Origin of the sequence: Pseudonocardia sp. 73-21, assembly GCF_001899645.1 — a bacterium.
Taxonomy (GTDB): Bacteria; Actinomycetota; Actinomycetes; order Mycobacteriales; family Pseudonocardiaceae; genus Pseudonocardia.
The window spans coordinates 75276-98352 of sequence record NZ_MKVV01000057.1 but is presented as its reverse complement, the minus strand read 5'-3'; the positions used below and the strand labels follow the sequence as shown (position 1 = coordinate 98352).

Annotated in this window: 24 protein-coding genes, 1 tRNA gene, 1 other RNA gene and 2 pseudogenes; 9 read left to right on the top strand and 19 right to left on the bottom strand. The window is 72.5% G+C overall.

Going from position 1 to position 23077, the window contains the following annotated elements; translation table 11 throughout:
- Window positions 1-603: 603 nt before the first annotated feature.
- Together BGP03_RS18575 and BGP03_RS18570 are read right to left on the bottom strand one after the other, a co-directional pair.
- Window positions 604-1545 (bottom strand): glycoside hydrolase family 16 protein, encoded by a 942-nt coding sequence (locus tag BGP03_RS18575; protein ID WP_296371743.1) that lies wholly within the window; start codon window positions 1543-1545, stop codon window positions 604-606.
- Between the two features lie 85 nt (window positions 1546-1630).
- A pseudogene (locus BGP03_RS18570) lies at window positions 1631-1924 on the bottom strand (DUF5313 family protein); the annotation flags it as partial.
- Between the two features lie 110 nt (window positions 1925-2034).
- Between BGP03_RS18570 and BGP03_RS18565 the strand changes: the two are divergent.
- Window positions 2035-2595: a dihydrofolate reductase family protein gene (locus tag BGP03_RS18565; protein ID WP_296371742.1), complete on the top strand. Its 561-nt coding sequence runs from the start codon at window positions 2035-2037 to the stop codon at window positions 2593-2595.
- Window positions 2596-2675: 80 nt separating this feature from the next.
- Here the strand turns inward: BGP03_RS18565 and BGP03_RS18560 are convergent.
- Window positions 2676-2801: pseudogene (locus BGP03_RS18560) on the bottom strand (repressor LexA); the annotation flags it as partial.
- A gap of 75 nt (window positions 2802-2876) precedes the next feature.
- On the opposite strand from BGP03_RS18560, the gene BGP03_RS18555 reads away from it, so the two are divergent.
- Window positions 2877-3368 (top strand): adenylate/guanylate cyclase domain-containing protein, encoded by a 492-nt coding sequence (locus BGP03_RS18555; RefSeq protein ID WP_296371740.1) that lies wholly within the window; start codon window positions 2877-2879, stop codon window positions 3366-3368.
- Between the two features lie 136 nt (window positions 3369-3504).
- On the opposite strand, the gene BGP03_RS18550 is transcribed toward BGP03_RS18555, so the two are convergent.
- The gene (locus tag BGP03_RS18550; protein WP_296371738.1) at window positions 3505-4251 is read right to left on the bottom strand and encodes an LLM class flavin-dependent oxidoreductase; all 747 of its coding nucleotides are present in this window, start codon (window positions 4249-4251) and stop codon (window positions 3505-3507) included.
- Window positions 4248-6200, bottom strand: coding sequence for an acetoacetate--CoA ligase (locus BGP03_RS18545; RefSeq protein ID WP_298795553.1), 1953 nt, complete (start codon window positions 6198-6200; stop codon window positions 4248-4250). The genes BGP03_RS18550 and BGP03_RS18545 overlap by 4 nt, the downstream gene beginning before the upstream one ends.
- A 120-nt stretch (window positions 6201-6320) precedes the next feature.
- Here BGP03_RS18545 and BGP03_RS18540 point away from each other — a divergent pair, with 120 nt between their 5' ends.
- The 3 genes from BGP03_RS18540 to BGP03_RS18530 all read left to right on the top strand — a co-directional run bounded on the left by BGP03_RS18540 (window position 6321) and on the right by BGP03_RS18530 (window position 9724).
- Window positions 6321-7307 carry an LLM class flavin-dependent oxidoreductase gene (locus tag BGP03_RS18540; RefSeq protein WP_296371735.1) on the top strand — a complete coding sequence of 329 codons (987 nt, stop codon included), beginning with the start codon at window positions 6321-6323 and terminating at the stop codon, window positions 7305-7307.
- A gap of 81 nt (window positions 7308-7388) precedes the next feature.
- Window positions 7389-8078, top strand: coding sequence for a response regulator transcription factor (locus tag BGP03_RS18535; RefSeq protein ID WP_298795554.1), 690 nt, complete (start codon window positions 7389-7391; stop codon window positions 8076-8078).
- Complete coding sequence (locus BGP03_RS18530) at window positions 8078-9724, top strand: ATP-binding protein (protein WP_296371732.1); 1647 nt, start codon at window positions 8078-8080, stop codon at window positions 9722-9724. Before BGP03_RS18535 ends, BGP03_RS18530 begins: the two co-directional genes overlap by 1 nt.
- Before the next feature lie 7 nt (window positions 9725-9731).
- On the opposite strand, the gene BGP03_RS18525 is transcribed toward BGP03_RS18530, so the two are convergent.
- Together BGP03_RS18525 and BGP03_RS18520 are read right to left on the bottom strand one after the other, a co-directional pair.
- On the bottom strand, window positions 9732-10058 hold the full coding sequence (locus BGP03_RS18525; RefSeq protein ID WP_296371730.1) for a plasmid stabilization protein: 327 nt from the start codon (window positions 10056-10058) through the stop codon (window positions 9732-9734).
- A 67-nt stretch (window positions 10059-10125) separates the two neighbouring features.
- Window positions 10126-10509 (bottom strand): PH domain-containing protein, encoded by a 384-nt coding sequence (locus BGP03_RS18520; RefSeq protein WP_296371729.1) that lies wholly within the window; start codon window positions 10507-10509, stop codon window positions 10126-10128.
- Window positions 10510-10596: 87 nt separating this feature from the next.
- Between BGP03_RS18520 and BGP03_RS18515 the strand changes: the two genes are divergently transcribed.
- Window positions 10597-11034, top strand: a complete 438-nt coding sequence (locus BGP03_RS18515; RefSeq protein WP_298795555.1) for an STAS domain-containing protein — start codon at window positions 10597-10599, stop codon at window positions 11032-11034.
- A 37-nt stretch (window positions 11035-11071) separates the two neighbouring features.
- Here BGP03_RS18515 and BGP03_RS18510 read toward each other — a convergent pair.
- A tRNA-Ala gene (locus tag BGP03_RS18510) sits at window positions 11072-11144 on the bottom strand.
- 239 nt (window positions 11145-11383) lie between these two features.
- Between BGP03_RS18510 and BGP03_RS18505 the strand changes: the two genes are divergently transcribed.
- Window positions 11384-12283 carry a prolyl oligopeptidase family serine peptidase gene (locus BGP03_RS18505; protein ID WP_296371725.1) on the top strand — a complete coding sequence of 300 codons (900 nt, stop codon included), beginning with the start codon at window positions 11384-11386 and terminating at the stop codon, window positions 12281-12283.
- Here BGP03_RS18505 and BGP03_RS18500 read toward each other — a convergent pair.
- The 3 genes from BGP03_RS18500 to BGP03_RS18490 are packed head-to-tail and all read right to left on the bottom strand — an operon-like array spanning window position 12270 to window position 15000.
- Complete coding sequence (locus BGP03_RS18500; protein ID WP_296371723.1) at window positions 12270-13025, bottom strand: thioredoxin domain-containing protein; 756 nt, start codon at window positions 13023-13025, stop codon at window positions 12270-12272. The two genes, BGP03_RS18505 and BGP03_RS18500, sit on opposite strands and share 14 nt — an antisense overlap.
- A gap of 1 nt (window position 13026) precedes the next feature.
- Window positions 13027-13497, bottom strand: a complete 471-nt coding sequence (locus BGP03_RS18495; protein WP_296371722.1) for a MauE/DoxX family redox-associated membrane protein — start codon at window positions 13495-13497, stop codon at window positions 13027-13029.
- A 21-nt stretch (window positions 13498-13518) separates the two neighbouring features.
- Window positions 13519-15000 carry a cryptochrome/photolyase family protein gene (locus tag BGP03_RS18490; RefSeq protein ID WP_298795556.1) on the bottom strand — a complete coding sequence of 494 codons (1482 nt, stop codon included), beginning with the start codon at window positions 14998-15000 and terminating at the stop codon, window positions 13519-13521.
- A 133-nt stretch (window positions 15001-15133) separates the two neighbouring features.
- Between BGP03_RS18490 and BGP03_RS18485 the strand changes: the two genes are divergently transcribed.
- The gene (locus tag BGP03_RS18485) at window positions 15134-15865 is read left to right on the top strand and encodes a VIT1/CCC1 transporter family protein (RefSeq protein ID WP_298795557.1); all 732 of its coding nucleotides are present in this window, start codon (window positions 15134-15136) and stop codon (window positions 15863-15865) included.
- A gap of 68 nt (window positions 15866-15933) precedes the next feature.
- Entirely contained in the window at window positions 15934-16317 is a 384-nt protein-coding gene (locus BGP03_RS18480; protein ID WP_296371716.1) for a GntR family transcriptional regulator, read from the top strand.
- A gap of 151 nt (window positions 16318-16468) precedes the next feature.
- Here BGP03_RS18480 and BGP03_RS18475 read toward each other — a convergent pair whose 3' ends face one another.
- From BGP03_RS18475 to BGP03_RS18440, 8 genes are all read right to left on the bottom strand, one after another.
- Complete coding sequence (locus BGP03_RS18475; protein WP_298795558.1) at window positions 16469-17701, bottom strand: saccharopine dehydrogenase NADP-binding domain-containing protein; 1233 nt, start codon at window positions 17699-17701, stop codon at window positions 16469-16471.
- Window positions 17702-17763: 62 nt separating this feature from the next.
- Window positions 17764-18141, bottom strand: a transfer-messenger RNA (tmRNA) gene (gene ssrA, locus BGP03_RS18470).
- A gap of 54 nt (window positions 18142-18195) precedes the next feature.
- The gene (locus BGP03_RS18465) at window positions 18196-19140 is read right to left on the bottom strand and encodes an amidohydrolase family protein (protein WP_296371713.1); all 945 of its coding nucleotides are present in this window, start codon (window positions 19138-19140) and stop codon (window positions 18196-18198) included.
- Window positions 19137-19625 carry an SsrA-binding protein SmpB gene (gene smpB, locus BGP03_RS18460; protein ID WP_296371711.1) on the bottom strand — a complete coding sequence of 163 codons (489 nt, stop codon included), beginning with the start codon at window positions 19623-19625 and terminating at the stop codon, window positions 19137-19139. The genes BGP03_RS18465 and smpB overlap by 4 nt, the downstream gene beginning before the upstream one ends.
- A 20-nt stretch (window positions 19626-19645) precedes the next feature.
- Window positions 19646-20548 carry a permease-like cell division protein FtsX gene (ftsX, locus tag BGP03_RS18455; protein ID WP_296371710.1) on the bottom strand — a complete coding sequence of 301 codons (903 nt, stop codon included), beginning with the start codon at window positions 20546-20548 and terminating at the stop codon, window positions 19646-19648.
- 38 nt (window positions 20549-20586) lie between these two features.
- Window positions 20587-21276 carry a cell division ATP-binding protein FtsE gene (gene ftsE / locus BGP03_RS18450; protein ID WP_296371708.1) on the bottom strand — a complete coding sequence of 230 codons (690 nt, stop codon included), beginning with the start codon at window positions 21274-21276 and terminating at the stop codon, window positions 20587-20589.
- 74 nt (window positions 21277-21350) lie between these two features.
- Window positions 21351-22457, bottom strand: a complete 1107-nt coding sequence (gene prfB / locus BGP03_RS18445; RefSeq protein WP_296371705.1) for a peptide chain release factor 2 — start codon at window positions 22455-22457, stop codon at window positions 21351-21353.
- A 25-nt stretch (window positions 22458-22482) separates the two neighbouring features.
- The gene (locus tag BGP03_RS18440) at window positions 22483-22998 is read right to left on the bottom strand and encodes a helix-turn-helix transcriptional regulator (protein WP_296371704.1); all 516 of its coding nucleotides are present in this window, start codon (window positions 22996-22998) and stop codon (window positions 22483-22485) included.
- Window positions 22999-23077: the final 79 nt, after the last annotated feature.

Below are 23077 nucleotides of genomic sequence, written 5' to 3'. Positions count from 1 at the left end.
GGGGGGGGGGGGGGGGGGGGGGGGGGGGGGGGGGGGGGGGGGGGGGGGGGGGGGCGGGAGGGGGCTGTCGACCCGGTGCCCCCCGACTCCCCGTCGCCCGCCCCGACGTCACCCGGCATCGGCCGTGCAGCGCCGGGGGCGCCCGTGGTCGGCGCCGCGGTGCTGCGCGCGCGGGTCGTCGGGGCGTCCGTACTGTCGGGGGTGCCCGTGCCGCCGATCGCCTGCGCGAGCTTCTGGGCCTCGGGGTCGCTGGAGCCTGCGAGCTCGCCGGAGAGCTTCGCGGCGAGCTCCTGCCAGTCGGCCGGGCCGGCGGCCGCGGTGGTGGTCGGCGCCAGGAGGTTGCGCGCTGACGGGGTGAGGCCGGCCGAGACGAGCTGCTGGCGCAGCGACTGCGCGTCGACGCTCCCCGAGCTCTCCAGCTGGTCGGCCAGCCGCTGCGCCTGGGCCTCCCATCCCGCGGACCCGGTCGTGCTGCAGGCCGTGGTGGGCGCCGGCTCCAGGACGGTGACGACGAACCCGGCGGCCGGGGCGAAGACGCCGAGGACGGCGGCCAGGAGGGCGGCGATCAGGCTGTCGGTCGGTGGTGTCACGTCACCGCGCTCCTCACCGGGAGACCCGGACGTAGTCGATCTGCATGGTCTGGGGGAACGCACCGTCGTCGATGGCGCCGCCCGCCCCGCCCATGGCGTTGTTGATGATCAGGAACATCGGCGTGCTCGGCACCACCTCCTGCTGCGTGCAGGTGGTCTTCCCGTCGATGCCCCAGTTCAGGGCGCTGTCGGTCCACGTGAAGGAGTAGACGTGCCAGTTCTGCGACGCGTCCGGGACGGTGGGTTTGCAGGTCTTGAAGCCACTGCCGCCGGAGACGACGTTCTGCCAGTCGACGGTCGGCCCGTCGGACTTGAACTCGGCGATGTCGACCTCGTCGGAGCCGGGGCTGGGCCAGTCGCATCCCCCGACGTTCTCGGCCGTGCCCTTGAACGCCGTCTGGCACTTGGCACCGAGCAGCCACTGCGCCGGCCACGAGCCCCTGCCGCCGGACTGCTTGGCCCGGATCTCGATGGTGCCGCGGAGCATCGTGAACTGCTTCCACTGCACCATCCCGGAGGTGTAGCGGTAGCCGCTGCACGACGAGTCGACCTTCGAGCGGATCTGCAGGGCGCCGTCGGCGACGGAGACGTTGCCCGGGACGTAGCACTGGGACTCGTTGTTGCTCGCGTCACCGGGGCGGTCGCCGATCGACCAGAGCGCCGTGTCGACCTGCGTGCCGTCGAACTCGTCGGCGAACACGTACCTGCCCGTGTCACCCCCGGACGGCTGGCATCCCGGTGCCGGTCCCTCGCCGGTGAAGCCCGCGTTCCGCAGGATCCGCAGCAGCCGCTGCGCGGCGGGATCGTCCTGGTCCGGCAGGGCCGCGGCCAGCTGCTGCGCCGTGACCCGCCACGTGCAGTCGTCGGCCGGGGCCGCGCCGGCGACGGCGGGCAGCAGCGCGAGCAGGCCGAGCACCACCACGGCGACGACGGTGCGGCGAGGGAGAGGAGTCATGGTGCGGGCACACTCGCACCGCGGACCCCGGCGCCGTGGGCGAACGAAAAAAGATCATGGATCGCGGTAGCGGGCCCCGCGGGTGGCCGGCCTTGGGCACGCGGCGCTCCACCGACTCCTGCATGGTGTGGAGCGCGTACTGCAGGCCGACCAGCCGGCCGAGCAGGATGGCGACGAGCCGGATCCACAGTGGGCCCGGGACCAGCAGCAACACCGGGATCGCGACCGGCGCCATCTGCACGAAGGCGCGCGCGGAGTGCCGTAGCCCCCCGCTCGGGCAGCCGGCGTCGCCGAGCACCCAGGACCGGTGCCGGGCGGGCAGGCCGCCGCCGAAGGCGTAGCAGATCCAGCGGAACGGACCGGGCCGGGGCACGGTCATCCACCCACGCCGGCCGCGTTCGCAGCTGCTAACCCCGCGCGTGACCGATGACTCCGACCCACCACGATGGTCTACAGCCCGAAACCGACACAACGACCACAGGAGCCACCGTGGGATCGATCAAGGTGCACGAGTTCACCACCCTCGACGGGTCCATCGGCGCCCCGATGTGGACGATGGACTACGGGTCCACCCCCGAGATGGGCGAGGCCATCGGCGCCCTCACCGGCCCGGCCACCACGGCGATCCTGCTCGGCCGCACCACCTTCGAGATGTTCGCGCCGTCCTGGTCCACCCGCACCGCGGAGGACGACCCCGGCGCCCCGTTCTTCAACGACACCACCAAGTACGTCGTGTCCTCCTCCCTCGACGACGCGGAGTCGGTCTGGCGCAACTCCACCGTGCTCGGTGGCTACGACGCGGACGCGATCCGCACGCTCAAGGACTCCGTGGACGGCGACATCTACGTCAGCGGCAGCGGCACCCTGGTGCGCGCCATGCTCGCCGACGGGCTGGTCGACGAGCTGCACCTGCTCGTCTACCCGCTGGCACTGGGCGAGGGCCCCCGCCTGTTCCCCGAGGGCGCACCGCGGACCCCGCTGACACTGGCCGGCACCCAGGCCTTCGACAACGGCGTGGTGCACATGGCGTACCGCCCGGCGGCCGGCTGAGCCCGCTCGGCGGGCGGGCGGTCCCGAAGCGCCTCGCACTCACGGGTCCGGTCCCACCGCGCCTTCCCGGGCCCCGGCCCTCAGACGCTGCGCAGCACCGACACGACGACGCCCAGCACGACCGCCCGGTCGCCGTCGATCACGTCGTAGGCGGGGTTGCGCGGCTCCAGGAACACGTGCCCGTTGCGCCGGCGGTACACCTTCACCGCGATGATCGACGACGAGGCCAGTCCCTGGCCGCGCGGCGCAGCGTCCGCCGCGCCGGCGTCGAGGTCACGATCGTGTTCACCGACCTCGTCGGATTCTCCAGCTGGGCGCTCCGCGCCGGCGACGACCAGGTCCTGCGCCTCGTCCGGGCGGTCACCCGGATCAGCGAGGACGCCGTCAACCGGCACCACGGCACGATGGTGAAGTCCCTGGGCGACGGGCACATGGCCGTGTTCGCCGACACCGCCGCCGCGGTCGCGGCCTGCCACGAGATGGCCGGCTCCGTGCCGTCGGTCGACGTCGGGGGGGACCGGCCGCAGCTGCGCACCGGCGTCCACTCCGGACACCCCCGCGTCGTGCGGCGCGACTACCTCGGCGTCGACGTCAACATCGCCGCCCGGGTCGCGGCGGCCGCGAACGGCGGCGAGGTGCTCGTCTCGGGGCCGGCGCTGGAGAACCTCGACCGGGAGCGCTACGTCGTGCGCCGGCGCCGCGCGTTCCGGGCGAAGGGGACGCCGGCCGACCTGGAGGTCTTCGCCGTCGTCCCCCGCCATCCCGGGGGCTGACGCGGCCGGACACCCACCTGGCTCGGGGACGGCGGCGCCGGGTGCCGCTCCCGGAACGGGATCTCCCCCGGGACGATGCCGGGCACCGGGCCCGGCCCGACCACCGACCGTGGACTCGTCGGCCGGGCCGGCGGCGTCATCCGAAGAGGGCCCTGACGTCCCCGGGATCCGGGCCGCCCGGTTCGATCAGCACGACGGCGTCGTCGAAGCCGGCCTCGGCGTAGCGGTGCAGCTGCTCGCCGACGGGTCCGAGATCCTCCTTCCCGGACAGCGGGATCGCGCAGACGATCGCGCGCCGGCCGCCCGCGGCGCGGTACCGCTCGTGGGCGGCGACGATCTGGTCGGCCGTGCTGCGGTACCCCGACGCCAGCCAGCCGTCGAACTCCCGGGCGGCCTTCTCGACCCTGGCCCCCCACGAGCCGAGCAGCAGCGGCGGCACGCGGGCGGGACGGGGCGCGAGGTCGGCGCGCTCGTCGTGGCCCTCGGCGAGCAGCGCCCGCAGGCGCATCAGGTTCGCGTCGAACGTGCGGAAGCGCGTGGCGTGGTCCCGGTCGAACGTGGCGTAGTCGACGTCGGTCGAGCCGGGGCTGACGCCGAGGGTCAGACGGTCGCCGCACACCGCCATCAGCGACAGCATCCGGTGGGCGAGGTCGGCGGGATGGTGCAGCGGCACCTGCACGGTGGCCGTGCCCACCTCCACGCCCTCGGTGGCCGTGGCCGCCGCCGCCAGCGTCACGAACGGGTCCGGGACCAGGAACCCGCGCCCGATCACCTGGGGCACCCAGAGGCTCTCGAACCCCTCGCCCACCAGCCGCTTCGCCGTCTCCGCGATCGGGAGGGGCGGGCCCGGGGACAGGTAGGCCAGCGTCGCGCCCAGTCTCACGTCGCCGAGCCCGCCCGGTCCTCGGCGAACCGCGCGTACCAGCGCAGGGCGTCGGGATCGTCGACCGACGCCATGTTGGCGGCCTTCTCCAGCGGCCTGCCGGCCAGCAGCTTCTTGATCGGGACCTCGAGCTTCTTGCCGCTCAACGTGTGCGGCACGGCGGGGGCGGCGAGGATCTCGTCGGGGACGTGCCGCGGCGTCAGGCGCGTCCGCAGCGTGCTGACGATCTTCTGCTTGAGCGTGTCGTCCACCTCGTGGCCGGCCGCCGGCACCACGAACAGGCCCAGCCAGTAGCTGTCGTCAGGCAGGTCGACGCCGATCACCAGGGTCTCGGTGATCTCCGGCAGGGTCTCCAGCACGTCGTAGAAGTCGCTGCTGCCCAGCCGCACACCCTGCCGGTTGAGCGTGGAGTCCGAGCGGCCGTGGATGGAGATCGAGCCGTCGGAGTGCATCGTCACCCAGTCGCCGTGGCGCCAGACGCCGGGCCAGGTGTCGAAGTAGCTCTCGGTGTAGCGGACGGCGTCCGGGTCGTTCCACAGCTGCACCGGCATCGACGGCATGGGCTGGGTGATCACGAGGTCGCCGACCTCGTCGACCACCGGGTTACCGTCCTCGTCCCAGGCCGCGCAGTCGACGCCCGCGATCTTCCCGCCGATGCGGCCCGCCTGCACGGGCGCGTACTCGTTGGCACCGACGAACGAGCCGGAGATGTCGGTGCCGCCGCTGGTGGAGTCGATCCGCAGGTCACCGACGTGCTCCAGCAGCCACTCGTAGCCGGCCGGGGGCAGCGCCGAGCCGCTGACCGAGACGTGCCGCAGCCGGGACAGGTCGTGCTCCTGCCGCGGCGAGACCCCGGTGTTCGCCGTGGCCATGACGACGGCGGCGCCCAGCAGCATGAGATCGGCCCCGGTCCGCGCCGCGACCTCCCAGATCGCGCCCGCCGGGTGGTTGGGGCTGCCCTCGTACAGGACGATGCTCGCGCCCTGGGTGAGCGCGTCCAGCTGGATGTTCCACAGCGCCCAGCCGGTGGAGGTGTAGGTGAACATCCGCTCGCCGGTGCGGAGCCCGCCGTACAGCCCGGCCCACTCCAGGCCCTGCAGCGTGATCCCGCCGTGGCCGTGCACCAGGCCCTTGGGCAGACCGGTGGTGCCGGAGGTGAACAGCACCCACAGCGGGTGGGAGAACTCGACCTGCTCGAACTCCGGGGCCGCGTCCGTGGCCAGCAGCTCGTCCCACGGCGTCGCGCCGTCGGGAGCGGGCCGGTCGAGCACCGCGACGTGCACGACGTGGCGCACCGTCGGGAGGTTCTCCCGCAGCTGCGCGACCACGTCGCCGCGGTCGATCTCCTTGCCGTTCCAGTGGTAGCCGTCGGCGGCGATGAGCACGGTGGGTTCGAGCTGCGCGAGCCGGCCGGTCGTGCCGTCGGCGCCGAAGTCCGGCGAGCAGCACGCCCAGACCGCGCCGACCGCCGCCGCGGCGAGGCAGCCGATCACGGCGTGCTCGGTGTTGGGCAGGTAGGCGCCCACACGGTCGCCCGGTTGCACGCCCGCCTCGCGCAGCCAGCCGGCCACGGCCGCCACCGAGCGGCGCAGCGCGGCCCAGGTGATCTCACGCGCGGGCAGCCCGCCCTCCTGCACGCACACGAGCGCGACGGCGTCGTCGTCGCCGTGCCGCAGGGCGTGCTGCGCGAAGTTCAGCCGGGCCCCGGGGAACCAGCGGGTGCGGGGCATCGGGTCGGAGGTGCGCACGTGGCGCCACGGCGTGGAGAACTCGACCTGGTAGTAGTCGACCAGCGAGACCCAGAACCGGTCCAGGTCCTCCACCGACCAGGCGTGCAGGGCGTCGTGGTCGGGGAACGAGCACCCCTCGCGCTTCTCCAACCAGTTCAGGTAGTCGCGCAGGGCCGAGTGCTCGATGCGGTCCGCGGTGGGGGTCCAGACGGCGTCCATACGTGCAACATAGAGCGGGTTCGCGGCCGTTGACGGTCCGTTGAGATTCGTGTGTCCGGGTGTTGAGACGGCGGGAGCACGATCTTGCTGACGACGACGTCTCGAAGGAGGCCGCAACCCATGAAACTCGCTCTCTACCTGCCGAACTTCCGCGACGAGGTGACCGTCAAGGAGCTGGAGGACCTCACGGCCCTCGCCGAGGACCTCGACATGGACTCCGTCTGGACGCTCGACCGGGTGTTCGTCCCGGAGCGGTCCGATCGCGCCGAGATGGACTACCCGTTCGGCATGATGGAGGGGCTGCCCAACGGCCTGCCGGTCATCTCGCGGGGCAAGTGGTTCCAGGGCTACCCGCTGCTGCCCTGGCTCGCCGCGAAGACGACCAAGATCCGCTTCGGCATGAGCATCACCAACACGCCGTTCCGCGGCTCGGCCGTGCTGGCCACCGAGCTGGCCACGATCGACCACCTCTCGAACGGCCGCCTCAACGTGGGCGTCGGCTCCGGCTGGATGCCCGAGGAGTTCGCCGCCTCCGGCGTGGCGGACCTGTTCCCGCGCCGGCACGGCCACGTCCGCGAGACGCTCGAGATCATGACCGGCATCTGGAACAACGAGCTGTTCGAGTACAAGGGCGAGTTCGCCGACATCGAGCTCGGCGGCTTCGGCCACAAGCCGCTGCAGGACCCGCTGCCGATCTACTTCTCCGGCCTCAAGGACCCGAAGCGGTCGGCCAAGCGCATCGCGAAGTACGGCCTGCAGGGTTGGATCGGCATCCAGGACACCCCCGAGGACATCAAGCGCTGGAAGGGGGAGATGGAGCGCGAGCTCAACGAGCTCGGCAAGGGCTTCCCCGAGAACTTCGAGATGTCCAGCATGATCTGGACGGTCATCACCGACGAGCCGCTGGACCAGACCGACAACGGCAAGGTCACGAACCTGCTGGCGGGCACCGCCCAGCAGATCGAGGACCGGCTCAAGGCCTACAAGGAGGCCGGTCTGACGATGCCGATGATCTGGCCGCCGTTCCGGGACGTGCCGACGTCCAAGACCATGGACGACCTGAAGCGCCTCGTCGAGGAGATCATGCCGAAGGTCAACGCGTCCTGACGCCCACCCCGCCGGGCCCGTTGCCCATCCTGCCCACGCCGGGCAGGATGGGCGTTCCGACGGGCTCAGTGGGGAGTGGTCGTGGCCGAACACGCGGCGCGGGTGCTGATCGTCGACGACGACGAGCGGGTGCGCACCGTCGTGTCCTGGCAGCTGGAGGCCGACGGGTTCGCCGTCACCCACGCCTGTGACGGCGCCGCCGCTCTGGACCGCATCGCCTCCGACCGGCCCGATCTCGTCGTGCTCGACCTGTCGATGCCCGGCGTGGGCGGCCTCGACGTGCTGCGTCGCGTCCGCGCCCGCGACGACGGCCCACCGTTGCCGGTGATCGTGCTGTCGGGCCGCAGCGGCGAGACCGACCGCATCGTCGGGCTCGACCTCGGCGCCGACGACTACCTCGTCAAACCGTTCTCGCCGGGCGAGCTGGCGGCGCGGGTGCGGTCGGTTCTGCGCCGCTCGGGCCGGACGGCACCGGCCGCGGTCTGCGGCCTCGTGGTCGATCCGGACACCCGCGAGGTCACCGTCGACGGCACGCCCGTCGAGCTCACCGCGCGGGAGTTCGACCTCCTGGCCTTCCTCGCCCGCCATCCCCGCCGCGTCTTCACCCGCGCCCAGCTGCTGCAACAGGTGTGGCGCAGCGAGCCGGAGTGGACCAGCGAGGCCACGGTCACCGAGCACGTGCACCGGCTGCGCCACAAGCTGGAGACCGACTCGTCCCGCCCGCGGCGGCTACGCACGGTGCGCGGCGTCGGCTACCAGCTGGAGCCGTGATGCTCCCGGCCGTCGACCTCGACGTGGATCTCGACCACTCCGACAGCCTGGGGCTGCTGCGGCGCCAGACGAGGGTGCTGGAACTGATCGCCGCGGGCGTCGCGCTGCCCGAGGTGCTCGGCGCCGTCACGCAGTCGCTGGAGGAGCTCATCCCCGGCAGCCGGTGCTCGGTGCTGCTGCTCGACACCGGCTCCCGGACCCTGCGCCACGGCGCGGCGCCGACGCTTCCCCACGAGTACTCGGCCGCCGTCGACGGCCTGCCCATCGGCGAGAACGCGGGCTCCTGCGGGGCCGCCGCCTACCTCGACGACGAGGTCGTCGCCGAGGACATCGCGCGTGACCGGCGGTGGGTGCACTTCCGCGCGCTCGCCATGCCGCACGGCCTGCGGGCCTGCTGGTCCAGCCCCATCCGCGGCCGGGGCGCCGGCGTGCTCGGCACCTTCGCCGTCTACCACGACGAACCGCACGTCCCGACCGACCGCGAGCACCGGCTCGTCGAACGGTTCACCCACCTCGCGTCCGTCGCGATCGAGCACGCCCGGCTCTACGGGGCGCTGGCCGAGAGCGAGGAGCGTTTCCGGCGCGCGTTCGAGGACAACGCCGTCGGCATGGCCCTGACCGCGCCCGGCCGGCGCTTCGGCAAGGTCAACCGGGCCCTGCAGGACATGATGGGCCGCTCCGAGGACGAGCTGCTGGCCGCCGACCTCGCGTCGCTGCTGGAGCCCGCCGCCGTCGGGGCGCTGCGCCGGCTCATCTCCGGCTCGGGCGAGTCCGTCCAGTTCGAGACCACGCTCGCCCGGGAGGGAGGTGCTCCCGTCGAGGCCGCGGTCACGGCGTCGGTGGTGCGCGGCGCGGACGGGGCCCCGCTCTACCTGTCGATGAACGTCCTCGACGTCACCGCGCGGCGCGCCGGCGAGCGCGAGCGCCGGGCCCGCCGCGAGGCCGAGCTCGCCCGGGGCGTCGCCGAGGAGGCCAGCCGCGCGAAGTCGGACTTCCTGTCCGCGCTCAGCCACGAGATGCGCACCCCGCTGCAGGCCATCACCGGGTTCACCGAGCTGCTGGGCACCCTCGACCTCGCCGACGACCGGCGACGCGCGGCGCTGGGCCACATCGCGGGCGCCTCGTCGCACATCCTCTCGCTGGTCGACGACCTGCTCGACATCGCGAGGATCGAGGCGGCCGCGCTCCCGCTGACCCTGTCCGACACCCCCCTCGACGAGCTGGTCGGCGAGGTCGTCGACCTGCTCCAGCCGGCCGCCGACCAGCACGGCATCACCCTCGACCGCACCTGCAGCGGCCTGGTGGTGCGGGCCGACCCCCGCCGGCTGCGCCAGGTCCTGATCAACCTTGTGGCCAACGGCGTGCGCTACAACCGCAGCGGCGGCTGGGTGCGGGTCACGGCCGAGCCTGCGGGCGCGTGCGTCGCGGTCCGGGTGGCGGACTCGGGGCCGGGCATCCCCGAGGAGATGCTCGACCGGCTGTTCGTGCCGTTCGACCGGCTCGGCGCCCACGACGGCCCGGGCACCGGCCTGGGCATGGTGCTGGCCCGCGGGCTCGCGGAGGCCATGGACGGCTCGCTGACGGTGCGGAGCGCACCGGGCGAGGGGACGACGATGGAGGTGCGGCTGCCGGCGTGCGGGCCGTGACGGGGCATCAGTCGCCGACCGCCTCCTCCAGCTGCGCCTTCGTCATGCGCGAGCGGCCGGTGACGCCCTGGCGCTTCGCATCGGCGTAGAGCTGCGCCTTGGTCCTCCCCTGGGCCCCCGTGTGCGAGCGCTTGCCGCCGCGGTGCTGCGGCGACACGTCGTCGAGGGAGGTGCGGCTGGCCTGCTTCGACTCGCCGGCCTGCGCCCGGTTCTTGTTGACGGTGCGGGCCGCGATCTCCTCGGCGCGGTCCTCGCCGGCGCCGCGCTGCTCCGCGGACTCCTTCACGTGCTCGTACTGCCGTTCGCGCTTCCTGCTCCAGCCCTGCTGCGGCACGGCGGGCTCCCTTCCGGTCGGGATCGGTTACCCGTGACGTTCCCGGAACCCCGGCCCGCGAACCGCGTCAGCGGTGGGCGCGGTGCACGGCGCGCAACGCGGGCCCGGCGTCCGGCGGCACCCCGGGCACCCGCAGGACCCGGCCGTCGGTCAGCTCCAGCCGGACCGACTCGTCCCCCGGCTCGGGCGCGAGCACCGACGCCACGTCGGCCCACCGGACCGCCCGACGCCCCATGACCAGCCGGACGCCCCCGGCGTCGACCACCGCGAGCGGCACCGCCCAGATGACGACCACGACCACGACCAGCAGCGGCACCAGCACGACCCACGCGCGGGTGCCGCCGAGCACCGAGAAGAAGATGCCGACCAGCACCGGCAGCCCGGCCAGCGTCGTGAACCAGGTACGCGTGTAACGCCCGCCCCAGTACCAGCCGGTGCCGCTCTCGCGCATCGCATGCCTCCTCGACGATTGCTCCGTGTGCCCGCTGGGTATCCGGCCGGCCCGACGACGGTGTCGGGTTCGGGAAGGAGCAGCGCCATGGCGATGTCCGTCGAACCGCTCACCCTCTCGGTCGAGGATCCCACCGGAACCATCACGGTGGTGTTCGTGGCCGGGGACCTGAACCGGGCGTCCGCGCCCCGGCTGGCCCGGCTCGTGGACAGCCGCCTGGACCGATGCGCCGAGACCGGGCGCAGCCACATCATCGTGGACCTCGCCTGCGTCCGGAACTTCGGACAAGGCGGCCTGCACGTCCTGCGCCACGCCCAGTTCGCGGGCGCCCAGGCCGGGGTCGTGCTGCACCTGACGGGCCTGTCCGACCGCGTCGGCCTGCTGCCGACGTGGGTGTCGGAGGTCGTGGCCCGGTTCGACACCTTCCCGAGCGTCGAAGCCGCGGTGTTGGCCGTCAGCCGGGTCGAGCCGGGCGACGACGGGTTCGGGCCCGACGGGGAGGAGAAGACACAAAACCCCGCCTGACCTGGCATGACCAGGAGACGGGGTGTGGATGCAAGAGTGGAGCTGAGGGGATTCGAACCCCTGACCCTTTGACTGCCAGTCAAATGCGCTACCAGCTGCGCCACAGCCCCTTGCCTTGGAAGAAGTTACACGAGCCCGTCCCGCCCCCGCGACCGGGGTCCCTTACGGGCGAGCGGCGGACGCTCACCGACCGCGGCCTGTCGCACGCCCACCCCTCGTTCAGACCGGACGGCACGCAGATCGCCACCCTCACCGACGAGGTGCGCATCGTGTCGGCGAACGGGCAGGTGGCGGTGCTCGACGTCGCCACGGGGACGCAGCGCATCCTCACGGCCGCGCTGGACCGGACGTGCGTTCCGCTGCCCGGTGCCCGCCCCCGATCTGGGACGGTGACCACCTGCTGTTCGCCACCGAGGACCGCGGCGACGTGCCCGTGCACCGCATCCCGGCCGACGGGATCGGTGAGGTCCAGACGCTGCTCGGCGGCTCGCGGGTCGTCAGCGCCCACGACCTCGCCGCCGGCACGCTGGCGTTCGTCGCGAGCACCGTCTCCGCGCTGCCGGAGGTGTTCGTCCGCGACGCCGACGGCACCGAGCGGCAGCTCACCACGCTCGGCGCCGCGTTCCACGCCGCGGTGCCGACCGCCGTTCCCGAGCAGATCACGGTGCCCTCCCCCGCGGGCGACGGTGACGTCGACGCGTGGATCGTGAAGCCGCCCGGCGTCCGCGAGGGCGACAGTGTGCCGGTGCTGCTGTCGATCCACGGCGGCCCGATGACCCAGTACGGCAACAGCTGGTTCGACGAGTTCCAGCTATGGGCCGCCGCCGGGTACGCGGTGGTCTACTGCAACCCGCACGGCTCGACGGGGCGCTCCGAGGCGTGGTTGCGCTCGATCCGCACGCCCGAGGCGGCGGAGCACCCGGGCACCGGCTGGGGCGGCATCGACGCCGACGACGTGCTGGCCGTCCTCGACGCCGCGCTGGCCCGGGAACCCTCGTTCGACCCCGACCGCGTCGGGGTGCTCGGCGGCTCCTACGGCGGGTTCCTCACGAGCTGGCTCGTCGGCCACACCGACCGCTTCGCCGCGGCGTGCAGCGAGCGGGCGGTGAACAACCTGGCCTCCGAGGAGTGGAGCGCCGACGTGGCCGGCACGTTCCGCCACGAGCTGGTTCGGGAGGCACCTCGGCGGCCGGCGGCCCGAGATCACCTGGGACCACCCGTCGCGGAGGAGCTGATCAGCCGGCGGTGATGGCGTTCTTCAGCCAGTTGCTGTCGTTGAGGTCGACCTTCTTGCCGTTGATCGCCAGCGTCGGGGTGCCGAACTGGCCGTTGGTCTGCAGGGCGGGGTCGGCGATGGCCTTCTTCGTCTCGGCGGTGACGGCCGCGGTGTTCGTGCCGCCGTTGACGCAGCCGGCGAAGTCGCCCTTCGCGCCCAGGTCGGTGCCGAACTTGATCAGCTGCTCGTTGCTCAACCCGGCGCTGCCCTCGGCGGGCTGCTCCGCGAACAGCTTCGCGCGGTAGGCCGGGTAGATGCCCGCCGACACCGAGCAGACCGCGGCGTTGGCCGCGCGCGTCGAGTACCCGGCGGGGTTGCTGCTGGGGTCCAGGATCGCGATGGTGTGGTAGCGGACGCTGATCTTGCCGGAGTTCAGCGCGTCGACGATCTGGGCCGAGTAGCGCTTCTCGAACTGGTTGCAGATCGGGCAGAGGAAGTCCTCGTAGGAGTCGACCACGACCTTGCCGGTGCCCGCCGTGACGACGGCGCCGCTCACCGTGGCGGTGTAGGTCGGCGCGGCGGCGGTGCCGTTCGCGCTGTTGCGGAAGTACAGGACGGCGGCGGCGATGACCACCGCCACGACGAGGACGACGCCGACGACGATCAGCGGCGTGCGGTTGGCGGCCTTCGCCGGCACCTGGATGCCGGCCGCGGCCAGCCGCTGGTTCGCGGCCTCCTGCCTGCGCTTCTTGTCGTTCCGGGACGCTCCGCCCATGTCAGGTCCTTCCGCTGTAGCGCGAGTCGAATGAAGCCACGGTGTGGGGCCGCACGATCAGCCAGGCGGCCATCGCGAGGAACCCGGTGTCGCGCAGGATCTCCTGCACGTACGCGGTGTTGCCGGGGTCGACGGCGCCGCCACCGCCGAAGCAGCCGCAGTCGATCGACAGCCCGCGCGCCCAGGCCTGCGACACCCCCGCGACGAACACCAGCAGCAGCACGGCCGAGAGCCCCGCGACGGCCCGGGTGCCGACGCCGGCCAGCAGCAGCAGACCGAGCGCGATCTCGAGGAACGGCAGCACCGCGGCCACCAGTTCCACCCCGGTCTCCGGCAGGACGTCGTAGGCGCGGACCGCGACGAAGGTCTGGTCGGGGTCGACGGCCTTGAGAGTGCCGGAGACGAGCCAGACGGCGGCCAGGCCGACTCGGGCCAGCGTCCCGAGCACGTCGAGAGCGCGGGCCCGGTTCACGCGAACAGACTAGTCGGGGGGTCAGAACTCCTCGCGGGCCGACTCCTGCTCCAGCACCGCGTCGAGGTCCTTGAGCCGGTTCATCGACGCCACGGCGCGGGCGGTGCGGTGGTTGGCGGCGAGCAGGTCGCGGTGGCGGTGGGTCCAGGCCCAGTAGCCGGCCGTGAACGGGCAGGCGTCGTCACCGAGCCGCTTCTTCGGATCGAACGCGCAATCCTTGCAGTGGTCGGACATCTTCGCGATGTAGGCGCCACCGGAGCTGTAGGGCTTGGTGGCCATCATGCCGCCGTCGGCGTGCTGGCTCATCCCGATGACGTTGGGCGGCATCACCCACTCGAAGCCGTCGACGAACGCCTCCCGGAACCAGTCCGACAGCTCCGCGGGCCGGTAACCGCGCTGCAGCGCGTGGTTGCCCAGCACCATCAGGCGCGGGATGTGGTGGGTCCAGCCGCGGTCGCGGACGCCCTCGAGCGCCGTGCTCAGGCACGTCGCCGTGACGGCGTCGGCGTCGAGCTCGCGCCACCAGTCCGGCAGCGGCGTGCGGGCCGCCAGGGCGTTGCGCCGCTGGTAGCCCTTCCCGAACCGCCAGTACAACTGCCACACGTACTCCCGCCAGCCCAGCACCTGCCGGATGAAGCCCTCGGCGCTCGGCAGCGGCACGGCCCCGGCGCGGTGGGCGTCCTCGGCGGCGCGCACGGCGTCGAGGGGATGCAGCACGCCGAGGTTGAGCGGCACCGACAGCAGCGAGTGGGCCGTCGCCCAGTCGCCGGTGAGCATCGCGTCCTCGTGCGGGCCGAAGTGCGGCAACCGCTGCTCGACGAAGTGCGCCAGCGCCCGCTGCGCCTCGTCGGCGGTGACGGCGAACAGGCGCGGGCCGTCACGGCCGACGGTGGGCAGCTCCATCGCGTCGAGGTCGGCGCGGACCCGGCCGTCGATCTCGTCCTCGGTGGGCAGCCACGGCCCGGGCACGTCGAGGGTCACCCGGCCCTTCGGCGGGGGCTCGCGGTTCTCGGCGTCGAGGTTCCACTTCCCACCGACGGGCTCTCCCGCGTCCATCAGCACGTCGAACCGGCGGCGCTGCGCGCGGTAGAAGTCCTCCATCCGGAACGACGTGCGGTCGCCCGCCCACTCGTCGAAGTCGGTGCGAGGCAGCGCGAACGTCGGGGTGGGGAGCACCTCGGCGACCAGGCCGTCCTTGCGCAGCCGCTCGACGAGATCGGCCGCCGCGAACGAGGTGGGCTCGTGCACCACCACGGGCCGTCCCACCTGCTCCAGGGCCTCGCGGTAGGTGCCCGCGCGCAGGTGGATGGCCCGGTCGCCCAGCTCGGCCGCGGTGTGGCGCAGGCCGGAGAGCACGAGGTGCAGCTTCTGGCGGTGGAACCGGCGCCGCCGGAACACCCGCTCGGACTCGACGAGCACCACCTCCCGCCCGTGGTGCTCGTCGGTGCTGTGCACGTGCGGCCCCAGCTGGTCCCCGAAGATCCACAGCGGTGCCTCGATCATCGGGCCAGTGTCCCGGCCCCACCCCACCCCCGCGAGTCGGCGGTTCGCCGTGCGCGAGTCGGCGGTTTTCCGGGCGCGAGTCGCCCGTCCGGATGACGCGCGTTCCCTGCGCGTGCGTTCTATGCTTCCGCGCATGACGCCGGTCCCGGGCCCCGCCGAGTTCGCCGACCACACCGACGACCACCACCACGCCGACGTCTCCGGCGGCTGGCTGCGCGCCGGCGTCTTCGGGGCGATGGACGGTCTCGTCACGAACATCGCGCTGGTGGCGGGCGTGGGCGGCGGTGGCGCCGACCGTCAGACGATCATCCTGACCGGCATGGCCGGGCTCGTCGCGGGCGCGTTCTCGATGGCGCTGGGCGAGTTCGCGTCGGTGGACACCCAGAACGACGCCGTGGCGAACGAGGTCCGCGTCGAGCGCGACGAGATCCGCCGCCACCCCCACGCCGAGCAGGCCGAGCTCACCGAGATGTACGTCGAGATGGGACTGAGCCGGGAGACGGCCGAGGCGGTCTCCCGGGAGGTGAGCGCCGATCCCGAGCTGGCCGTGAAGGTGCACATCACCCAGGAGCTCGGCGTCGACCCCGACGACCAGCCCTCCCCGTGGACGGCCGCGATCTCGTCGTTCGTCGCGTTCTCCATCGGTGGCATCGTCCCGATCGTCACCTACCTGCTCGGCTACTCGTCGCTGGCGCTCGCTCTGGGCGTCGGCGCGGTCGGACTGTTCATCGCCGGCGCCCTGACCTCGCGCTTCACCACCCGGTCGTGGTGGCTCAGCGGGCTGCGGCAGCTGCTGTTCGGGGCGATCGCGGCCGGCGCCACGTACGTCGTGGGCATGCTCATCGGGGTGGGTGTCGGCGGATAGGTCGCCCGTCTGACGATCTGGAGCCGTGACGGCCGAGGTCACCACCGAACGGGCTCGTCGATCCCGCGGTGCGGCGGCTGCGCAGCGAGATCCTCAGTGGTGCGCTGATCCCCGGGGAACGGCTCGTCGAGGAGCAGCTCACCCGCCGTCTCGGGATCAGCCGGGCGTCGCTGCGCGAGGCGTTGCGGCTGCTCGGCCAACAGGGCCTCGTCGAGCTCCCTGCCGCGCCGGGGCGTGCGGGTCATCCAGCTCTCGGCCTCGCCACGACCTCACCCAGGACCCGAGCGCTCACTGATTCCGGTTGCCGCCTGAACCACTGCGCAATGATCAGGCCGGCGGGTGGGACTCGTGGTGATGTGCAGAGCGTGGCTGCGTCGTCCCGACCTCCTTCTCCCGGTCCCGGCTCGGGCCAGACGGGTCCGCGCGCACCCTGTGCGTCCGCGCGCCTGTGAGGGCCCTGCGGGAGGTCCTGCGCCGCGGCGACGTCACCGTCCACGACGTCGTCCGGAACCTCCACCCCGACCGTCGATGCCGGGGCCGCCCGCCGCCTGCTCGACGCGGGCGCGGTGGTGGTCGCTGCATCGGATTCGGCGGTGCGCCCGTCTACGCGGGCGAGACCGTGTAGGTGTGCCCCGCCACACGGAGCCGGTCGATCAGCGCCTCCCCCATCGCCGAGGCGGGCGTGAGCGACCCGGCCCGGGCGGGCAGGCGGTCGCCGTCCAGCGCCAGGCACAGCGCGCTCTCACCGAGCATGACGGCGGTGGCCGCGTAGCCGGGGTCCCCGGGGCCGGAGACGACCGCGCGGTAGCGGCGCCCGCTCGTCGTCGCGGCATCGAGGTCCATGCGGAACCAGCCCTTCTCCCGCTCCTCCGGCGTCGGTCCGGTGCCCGGGGCGGGCAGCACACGATCGAGCACCGAGCGGGTGGGGCCGAAGCTCATCCCGGCGAGCGCCAGGCCGAGCCCCGCCGTCACGCCCGCGGCCGCCACCGCACCGGCCGGGCCCCGTCCGGTGCCCATGACCTCCTGGTAGCGCAGTGTCCGCCCGTAGGCCCAGTCCTGCAGCGCGTTGCTGCGCCGCACGATCCGCGTGTTGTAGGACGCCATGACGAACGGCGCGGTCCACATGCCGCGCGAGCCGCGCCGGCCCGGTAGCGGGGCGTCGGCCGGCTGGGCCTGCGTGGACTCGGCCGTGCGGTCCGGGCTCAGCGCGTACGGGTCGGTCACCACCCGCCGCAGGGCCGGATCGGCCCCGACGGCCTCCATCTGGGCCCGCATCGAGTCGATCGTCCCGCCGCTGAACCCGCCCCTGGCCGTGGCGACGAGCCCGACGGCGGTCAGCTCACCGGCGTCGTCGGCGGCGGCCTGCTGGTGGCACAGGAAGACCCCGAGGTCGGACGGGATCGAGTCGTAGCCGCACGAGTGCACGATCCGCGCACCGGTGTCGCGGGCGGTCTTGTCGACCAGCTCCATCGCGTCGCGGACGAAGAGGACCTCGCCGGTCAGGTCGCAGTAGTGGGTGCCGGCCCGGGCGCAGGCCCCGACGACGGGCAGACCGTAGCGGGCGTAGGGCCCGACCGTCGTGACGAGCACCCGCGTGCTGGTCACCAGCGCCTCGAGGGACGCCTCGTCGGTGGCGTCGGCCACGATCAGCGGCCACGACCGGCCCCGCTCCGGGAGCTCCCGGCGCGTCGTCTCCAGCTTGGCCGCCGACCGGCCGGCCAGCGCGATCCGCACGTCCGCGGGCGCGTGTTCGGCCAGGTAGGCCGCCACCAGCGCGCCGACGTAGCCGGTGGCGCCGTAGACGACCACGTCGTGGGTCCGCTTCTCATCACTCACGATCGCGACCGTACAGACAACGGCAGCCCCGCCGGCCGGGTGGCCGACGGGGCTGCCGTCAACGGTGGAGGTGCCGGGAATCGAACCCGGGTCCTCTGTCGCTTCACAAGGGCTTCTCCGTGTGCAGTCCGCTATGCCTCTACTCGGATCCACCGTTCATGCGAACGAGACGGTGTGACGATCCCAGTCACTGTTTGCTGTCCCTGCCCACCCCGTGACCGGGCGGACAGGTGAGTCCCCTAGCTGATGCCGGCGACCGGAGCGGGGACGCCCCCGGGCCGACAGCGAAGTCAGATCAGGCCGCGAGGGCGAAATCAGACTTCGCGTGCTGCTTATTAGCGGCACTTATTGTTTTGCGACGGATGGTTAACGAGCTCATCGTCGCCTTCCTCGACACGCTTCCCCTTGATCGACGGCCAGAGTCGAAACCGTTCACCCCCATTGGCCCGCACCGTGCAGGCGTCCGTACAGCATAACGCCGCGGGCAAGCCGGATTATTCCGACGCGAGCCGCAGCAGGCGCGCGGGCGCGTCGTGCAGCACCGAGCGCAGGAAGTCCTCACCGAGCCGGTCGTCGGCCGCGGCCCAGCCGGCCACGGCCCGCACCTGCTCGACGTAGGGGTAGGGGATGTTCGGGAAGTCGGAGCCGAACACCACACGACCGGGCACGTCGACGAGCTGCGCCGCCCAGTCGTCGGGCAGCGGCGCCATCTGCAGGCTGTAGGGCGTGCCGACCATCGTCGTGTCGATGTGGACGCCTGCGTAGCGGCGCACCAGGTCCAGCGCGCCGTCGAAGTCGGGCATGCCGGCGTGGGCGAGCACCACCGGCAACGTCGGGTGCTCGGCGAGCACCTCGGCGAACACGTCGAGGCCGGTGTGCGAGCCGGGAATCGGCCCGTGGCCGCAGTGGACGATCGACGGCACCCCGGCGTCGGCCAGCAGGCCCCACGCCGGGCGCAGCAGGGGGTCGCGCGGGTCGAAGCCGCCCACCTGCACATGCACCTTGACCGCCCGCGCGCCGGCCTCGACCGCGGCGCCGAGATAGTCGGCGACGTCGGGCTCGGGGTAGAGCGTGGCCGTCGGGACCGCGCCCGGTGTGCGGGCCGCGAAGTCGGTGACCCACTCGGTGAGCCATCGGCCCATGTCCGGCTTGTGCGGGTACACCAGCGGCGCGAAGGCCTGCACGCCCAGCTTCTCCAGCGTGGCGACGCGGTCGGCCTCGGGCGTGCGGTACCGGATCGGCCAGGCGCGGCCGTAGTGCGTCTCGGCCTCGTCGAAGTAGGCCCAGACCTTGGCCAGCACGCGCTCGGGCAGGAAGTGCACGTGGACGTCGACGATGCCGGGCAGACCGAGGTCGGCGAGGAAGCGGGGGACGTCGTCGTCGCTCTCCGGGGGAGCGGGAACCGTCAGTGCCGATGGTTCGCTCGCGGGCTCGCTCACCGCATCTCCCGCACGCGCCCCTTGGCCGCCCGGCCGTACGCCCTCTGGATCTCGCGGTCGGCGTCGCGCTTGGCCAGGTCGGTGCGCTTGTCGTAGGACTTCTTGCCCTTGGCCAGCGCGAGCTCGCACTTGACCTTGCCCTCGTTGAAGTACAGCGACAGTGGCACCAGCGTCAGCCCGCCCTCGCGGATCTTGCCGATCAGCCGCTCGATCTCCTCGCGGTGCAGCAGCAGCTTGCGGGTGCGGCGCGGCTCGTGGTTGGTCCAGCTGCCCTGCGTGTACTCGGCGATGTGCAGGTTGCGCAGCCACACCTCGCCGTCGTCGACGGTGGCGAACGCGTCGATCAGCGACGCCCGGCCCAGTCGCAGGCTCTTCACCTCGGTGCCCATCAGTGCGACGCCGGCCTCGTAGGTGTCGAGCACCGTGTAGTCGTGCCGCGCCTTCCGGTTCTGCGCGATGACCTTGCGCCCCTTTTCCTTGACCACCTGTCCAGCCTACGCGGGGACTACAACCGCACGTAGAGACGCAGCGTGACGTAGCCGGTGATGGCGGCGATGCCCGCGCCGATCATCAGCAGGAACGGCGAGACCCAGAGGATGTCGGCCACCTGGATCGGCGGCACGACGCCGTTGGACACGATGCCCGAGAGCAGCGAGTCGATGAACAGGAACTTCCCGGCCAGCAGCCCGCCCGACGCGATCAGCGCGCCGATCACGCCGGTGACCACGGCCTCGATGAGGAACGGCAGCTGCGTGTACCAGCGCGTGGCCCCCACCAGCCGCATGACGCCCACCTCGGTGCGGCGGGTGAACGCCGAGACCTGCACGGTGTTGGAGATCAGCAGCAGGGCCGCGACGGCCTGCACCAGCGCGAGCGCGAACGTCACGTTGCGGACGCCGCCGAGGAAGTCGAACAGCTTCGCCACCACGTCGCGCTGGTCGATGATGTTGCGGACGCCGACCTTGCCGGTCATGGCCTCCTTGACCGCCGCGGCGCCGGCCGCCTGGTCGGCGAGCTTGACGCGCAGCGTGGCCGGCAGTGACTGCGGGCGCACCACGTCGGCCAGCGACTGGCCCGCGAACAGCTGCTTGTAGCGCTCGTAGGCGGCCTGCTGGTTCTCGTAGCTCACCGACGCCACGAGCGGGGAGTTCTGGAGGATCGTCTTGAGGCTCGCGCAGACGGGCTGGCTGCAGTCCTGGTCGGCCGCGGACACGTCCGAGGTGAGCGCCACCTGGATCTCGACGCGGTCGCTGTAGAGCTGCTCGGTGCGGTCGATGGTGCGCACGGCCAGCAGGCCGGTGCCCACCAGGCCCAGCGAGATGGCCGTGGTCAGCACCATCGCGATGGTCATGGTGACGTTGCGGCGCAGCCCGGTGAGGACCTCGCGGACGACGAAGTCGGATCTCATGACGCCTCCCCGGGAGCAAGCACGTCGTCGCGCCTCATCTAGCGCCCCACCCCGTACACCCCGCGGGACTCGTCGCGGACGACCTGCCCGAGGTCGAGCTCGACGACGCGCCGGCGCATCGAGTCGACGATGGAGTGGTCGTGCGTGGCCATGACGACGGTGGTGCCCGTGCGGTTGATCCGCTCCAGCAGCAGCATGATGTCCTGGCTGGTGTCGGGGTCGAGGTTGCCCGTGGGCTCGTCGGCCAGCAGCACCAACGGCCGGTTCACGAACGCCCGCGCGATGGCCACGCGCTGCTGCTCACCGCCGGAGAGCTCGTGCGGGAGGCGGTCGGCCTTGCCCTGCAGCCCGACGAGGTCGAGCACCTCGGGCACGACCTTCTTGATCGTGGACGGCTGCTTGCCGATCACCTCGAGCGCGAACGCGACGTTGCCGCCGACGGTCTTGTTGGGCAGCAGCCGGAAGTCCTGGAACACGCAGCCGATGCGCTGGCGCAGCCGCGGCACCCGCCGTCGCGGCAGTTTGGCCACGTTGAGGTCGGAGACGAAGATGTTGCCGCGGGTGGGCACGTCCTCGCGCAGCAGCAGCCGGAGGAACGTCGACTTCCCCGAGCCCGAGGGTCCGATGAGGAAGACGAACTCCCCCTTGTCGACGTTCACCGAGACCCGGTCCAGCGCGGGGCGTGTGGAGGTCTTGTAGAGCTTGGTGACGCGTTCGAGGCGGATCACGGTGCGTGACGCTACCGCCGGGGCGGGACCGACCCGTTATCCGACCCGCCCCTTCGGCGACGAACCCCTACCGGTCAGCTCTCGGTGGCCTGGTTGCGGCGCCAGCGGATGCCGGCCTCGATGAAGCCGTCGATGTCGCCGTCCAGCACCGCGGACGGGTTGCCCACCTCGTACTCGGTGCGCAGGTCCTTCACCATCTGGTACGGGTGCAGCACGTAGGAGCGCATCTGGTTGCCCCACGACGAGCCGGTGTCCTTGAGCGAGTCCATGAGCGCCCGCTCCTCCTGCTGACGACGCGCGAGCAGCTTGGCCGCGAGCACCACCATCGCGGAGGCCTTGTTCTGGATCTGGCTGCGCTCGTTCTGGCAGGAGACGACGATGCCGGTGGGCAGGTGGGTGAGCCGCACCGCGGAGTCGGTGGTGTTGACGCCCTGTCCACCCGGCCCCGACGAGCGGTAGACGTCGACGCGCAGCTCCTTCTCGTCGATCTCGACGTGGTCGGTGGTCTCGACGACCGGCGCTACCTCGACGCCCGCGAACGACGTCTGGCGGCGGGCCTGGTTGTCGAACGGCGAGATGCGCACGAGCCGGTGCGTGCCCTGTTCCACCGAGAGCGTGCCGTAGGCGTAGGGCGCGTGGACGGCGAAGGTGGCCGACTTGATGCCCGCCTCCTCCGCGTAGGAGGTGTCGTAGACGTCGGTGGGGTAGCCGTGGCGCTCGGCCCAGCGCAGGTACATGCGCAGCAGCATCTCGGCGAAGTCGGCCGCGTCGATGCCGCCCGCCTCGGACCGGATGGTCACCAGGGCCTCGCGCTGGTCGTACTCGCCCGACAGCAGCGTGCGCACCTCCAGCGAGGAGATGTCGGAGCGGAGCTTGGCGCGCTCGGCGTCGGCGTCGGCGATCGCGCCCTCGTCGCCCTCGTCCTCGGCCAGCTCGTAGAGCACCGGCAGGTCCTCGAGGCGGCGGCGCAGCTCCTCGAGCCGGCGCAGGTCCCCGGTGGCGTGCGCGAGCCGGCTGGTGACCTTCTGCGCGGCCTCGGTGTCGTCCCACAGGTCGGGCTGGCCCGCCTGACCGGAGAGGTCCTCGATCTCCGCACGCAGCTTGGGCAGGTCGGTGACCGCCTCGATGCTCTCCAGGGTGGTGGTGAGCTCTTTCAGGTCGGCCGCGGCGTCGGGGTTCACAACAGTCCAGGGTACGCGGGCGTGCTCACTCCCCCGGGATCGCGTCCAGCAGCTTGAGCATGGCCCGCAGGTGCGCGACGACGAAGTCGGCCACCGCCTTCTTGTACGGGTCGCCCTCGCCACGGGCCGCCGCCCTCGCCGCGACGAGCCGCTCCGCGTAGGCCTCACGGCTGGCCCCCACCAGCTGTGCGCGCTGCTTCGCCGTCAGCGTCCCGGCGTGCAGGATCCGCAGCACCAGGGGGCTGCGCACCGCGTCGACGCCGCCGTCGTCCGCCAGCCACGCCTTGAACGACCGCCGGCCCGCGGCGGTGATCGCGTACTGCTGCGACGCCCGCGCCCCGACCTTCCCGAGCTTGAGCAACCCGGCCTCGGCGAGCACCGGCAGCTCCCGGTAGACCTGGCTGCGGGTGACGGCGAAGAACGACCCGAACCGCTCCCCCGCCGCGGCCACCAGCTGCCCGCCGGTCATGGGTCCGGCGTGGAGGAGCCCGAGAAGCGCGGCGGCGGTGGCGTTCACGGGAGTGGCACGTGCGGGCGGCATACCCCTACCGTGCCACCCGAACGTCCGTTTCGCAGGATCCACAGTGGCCGTGTGTTGTCCAGAGTGGGCCGACCACACC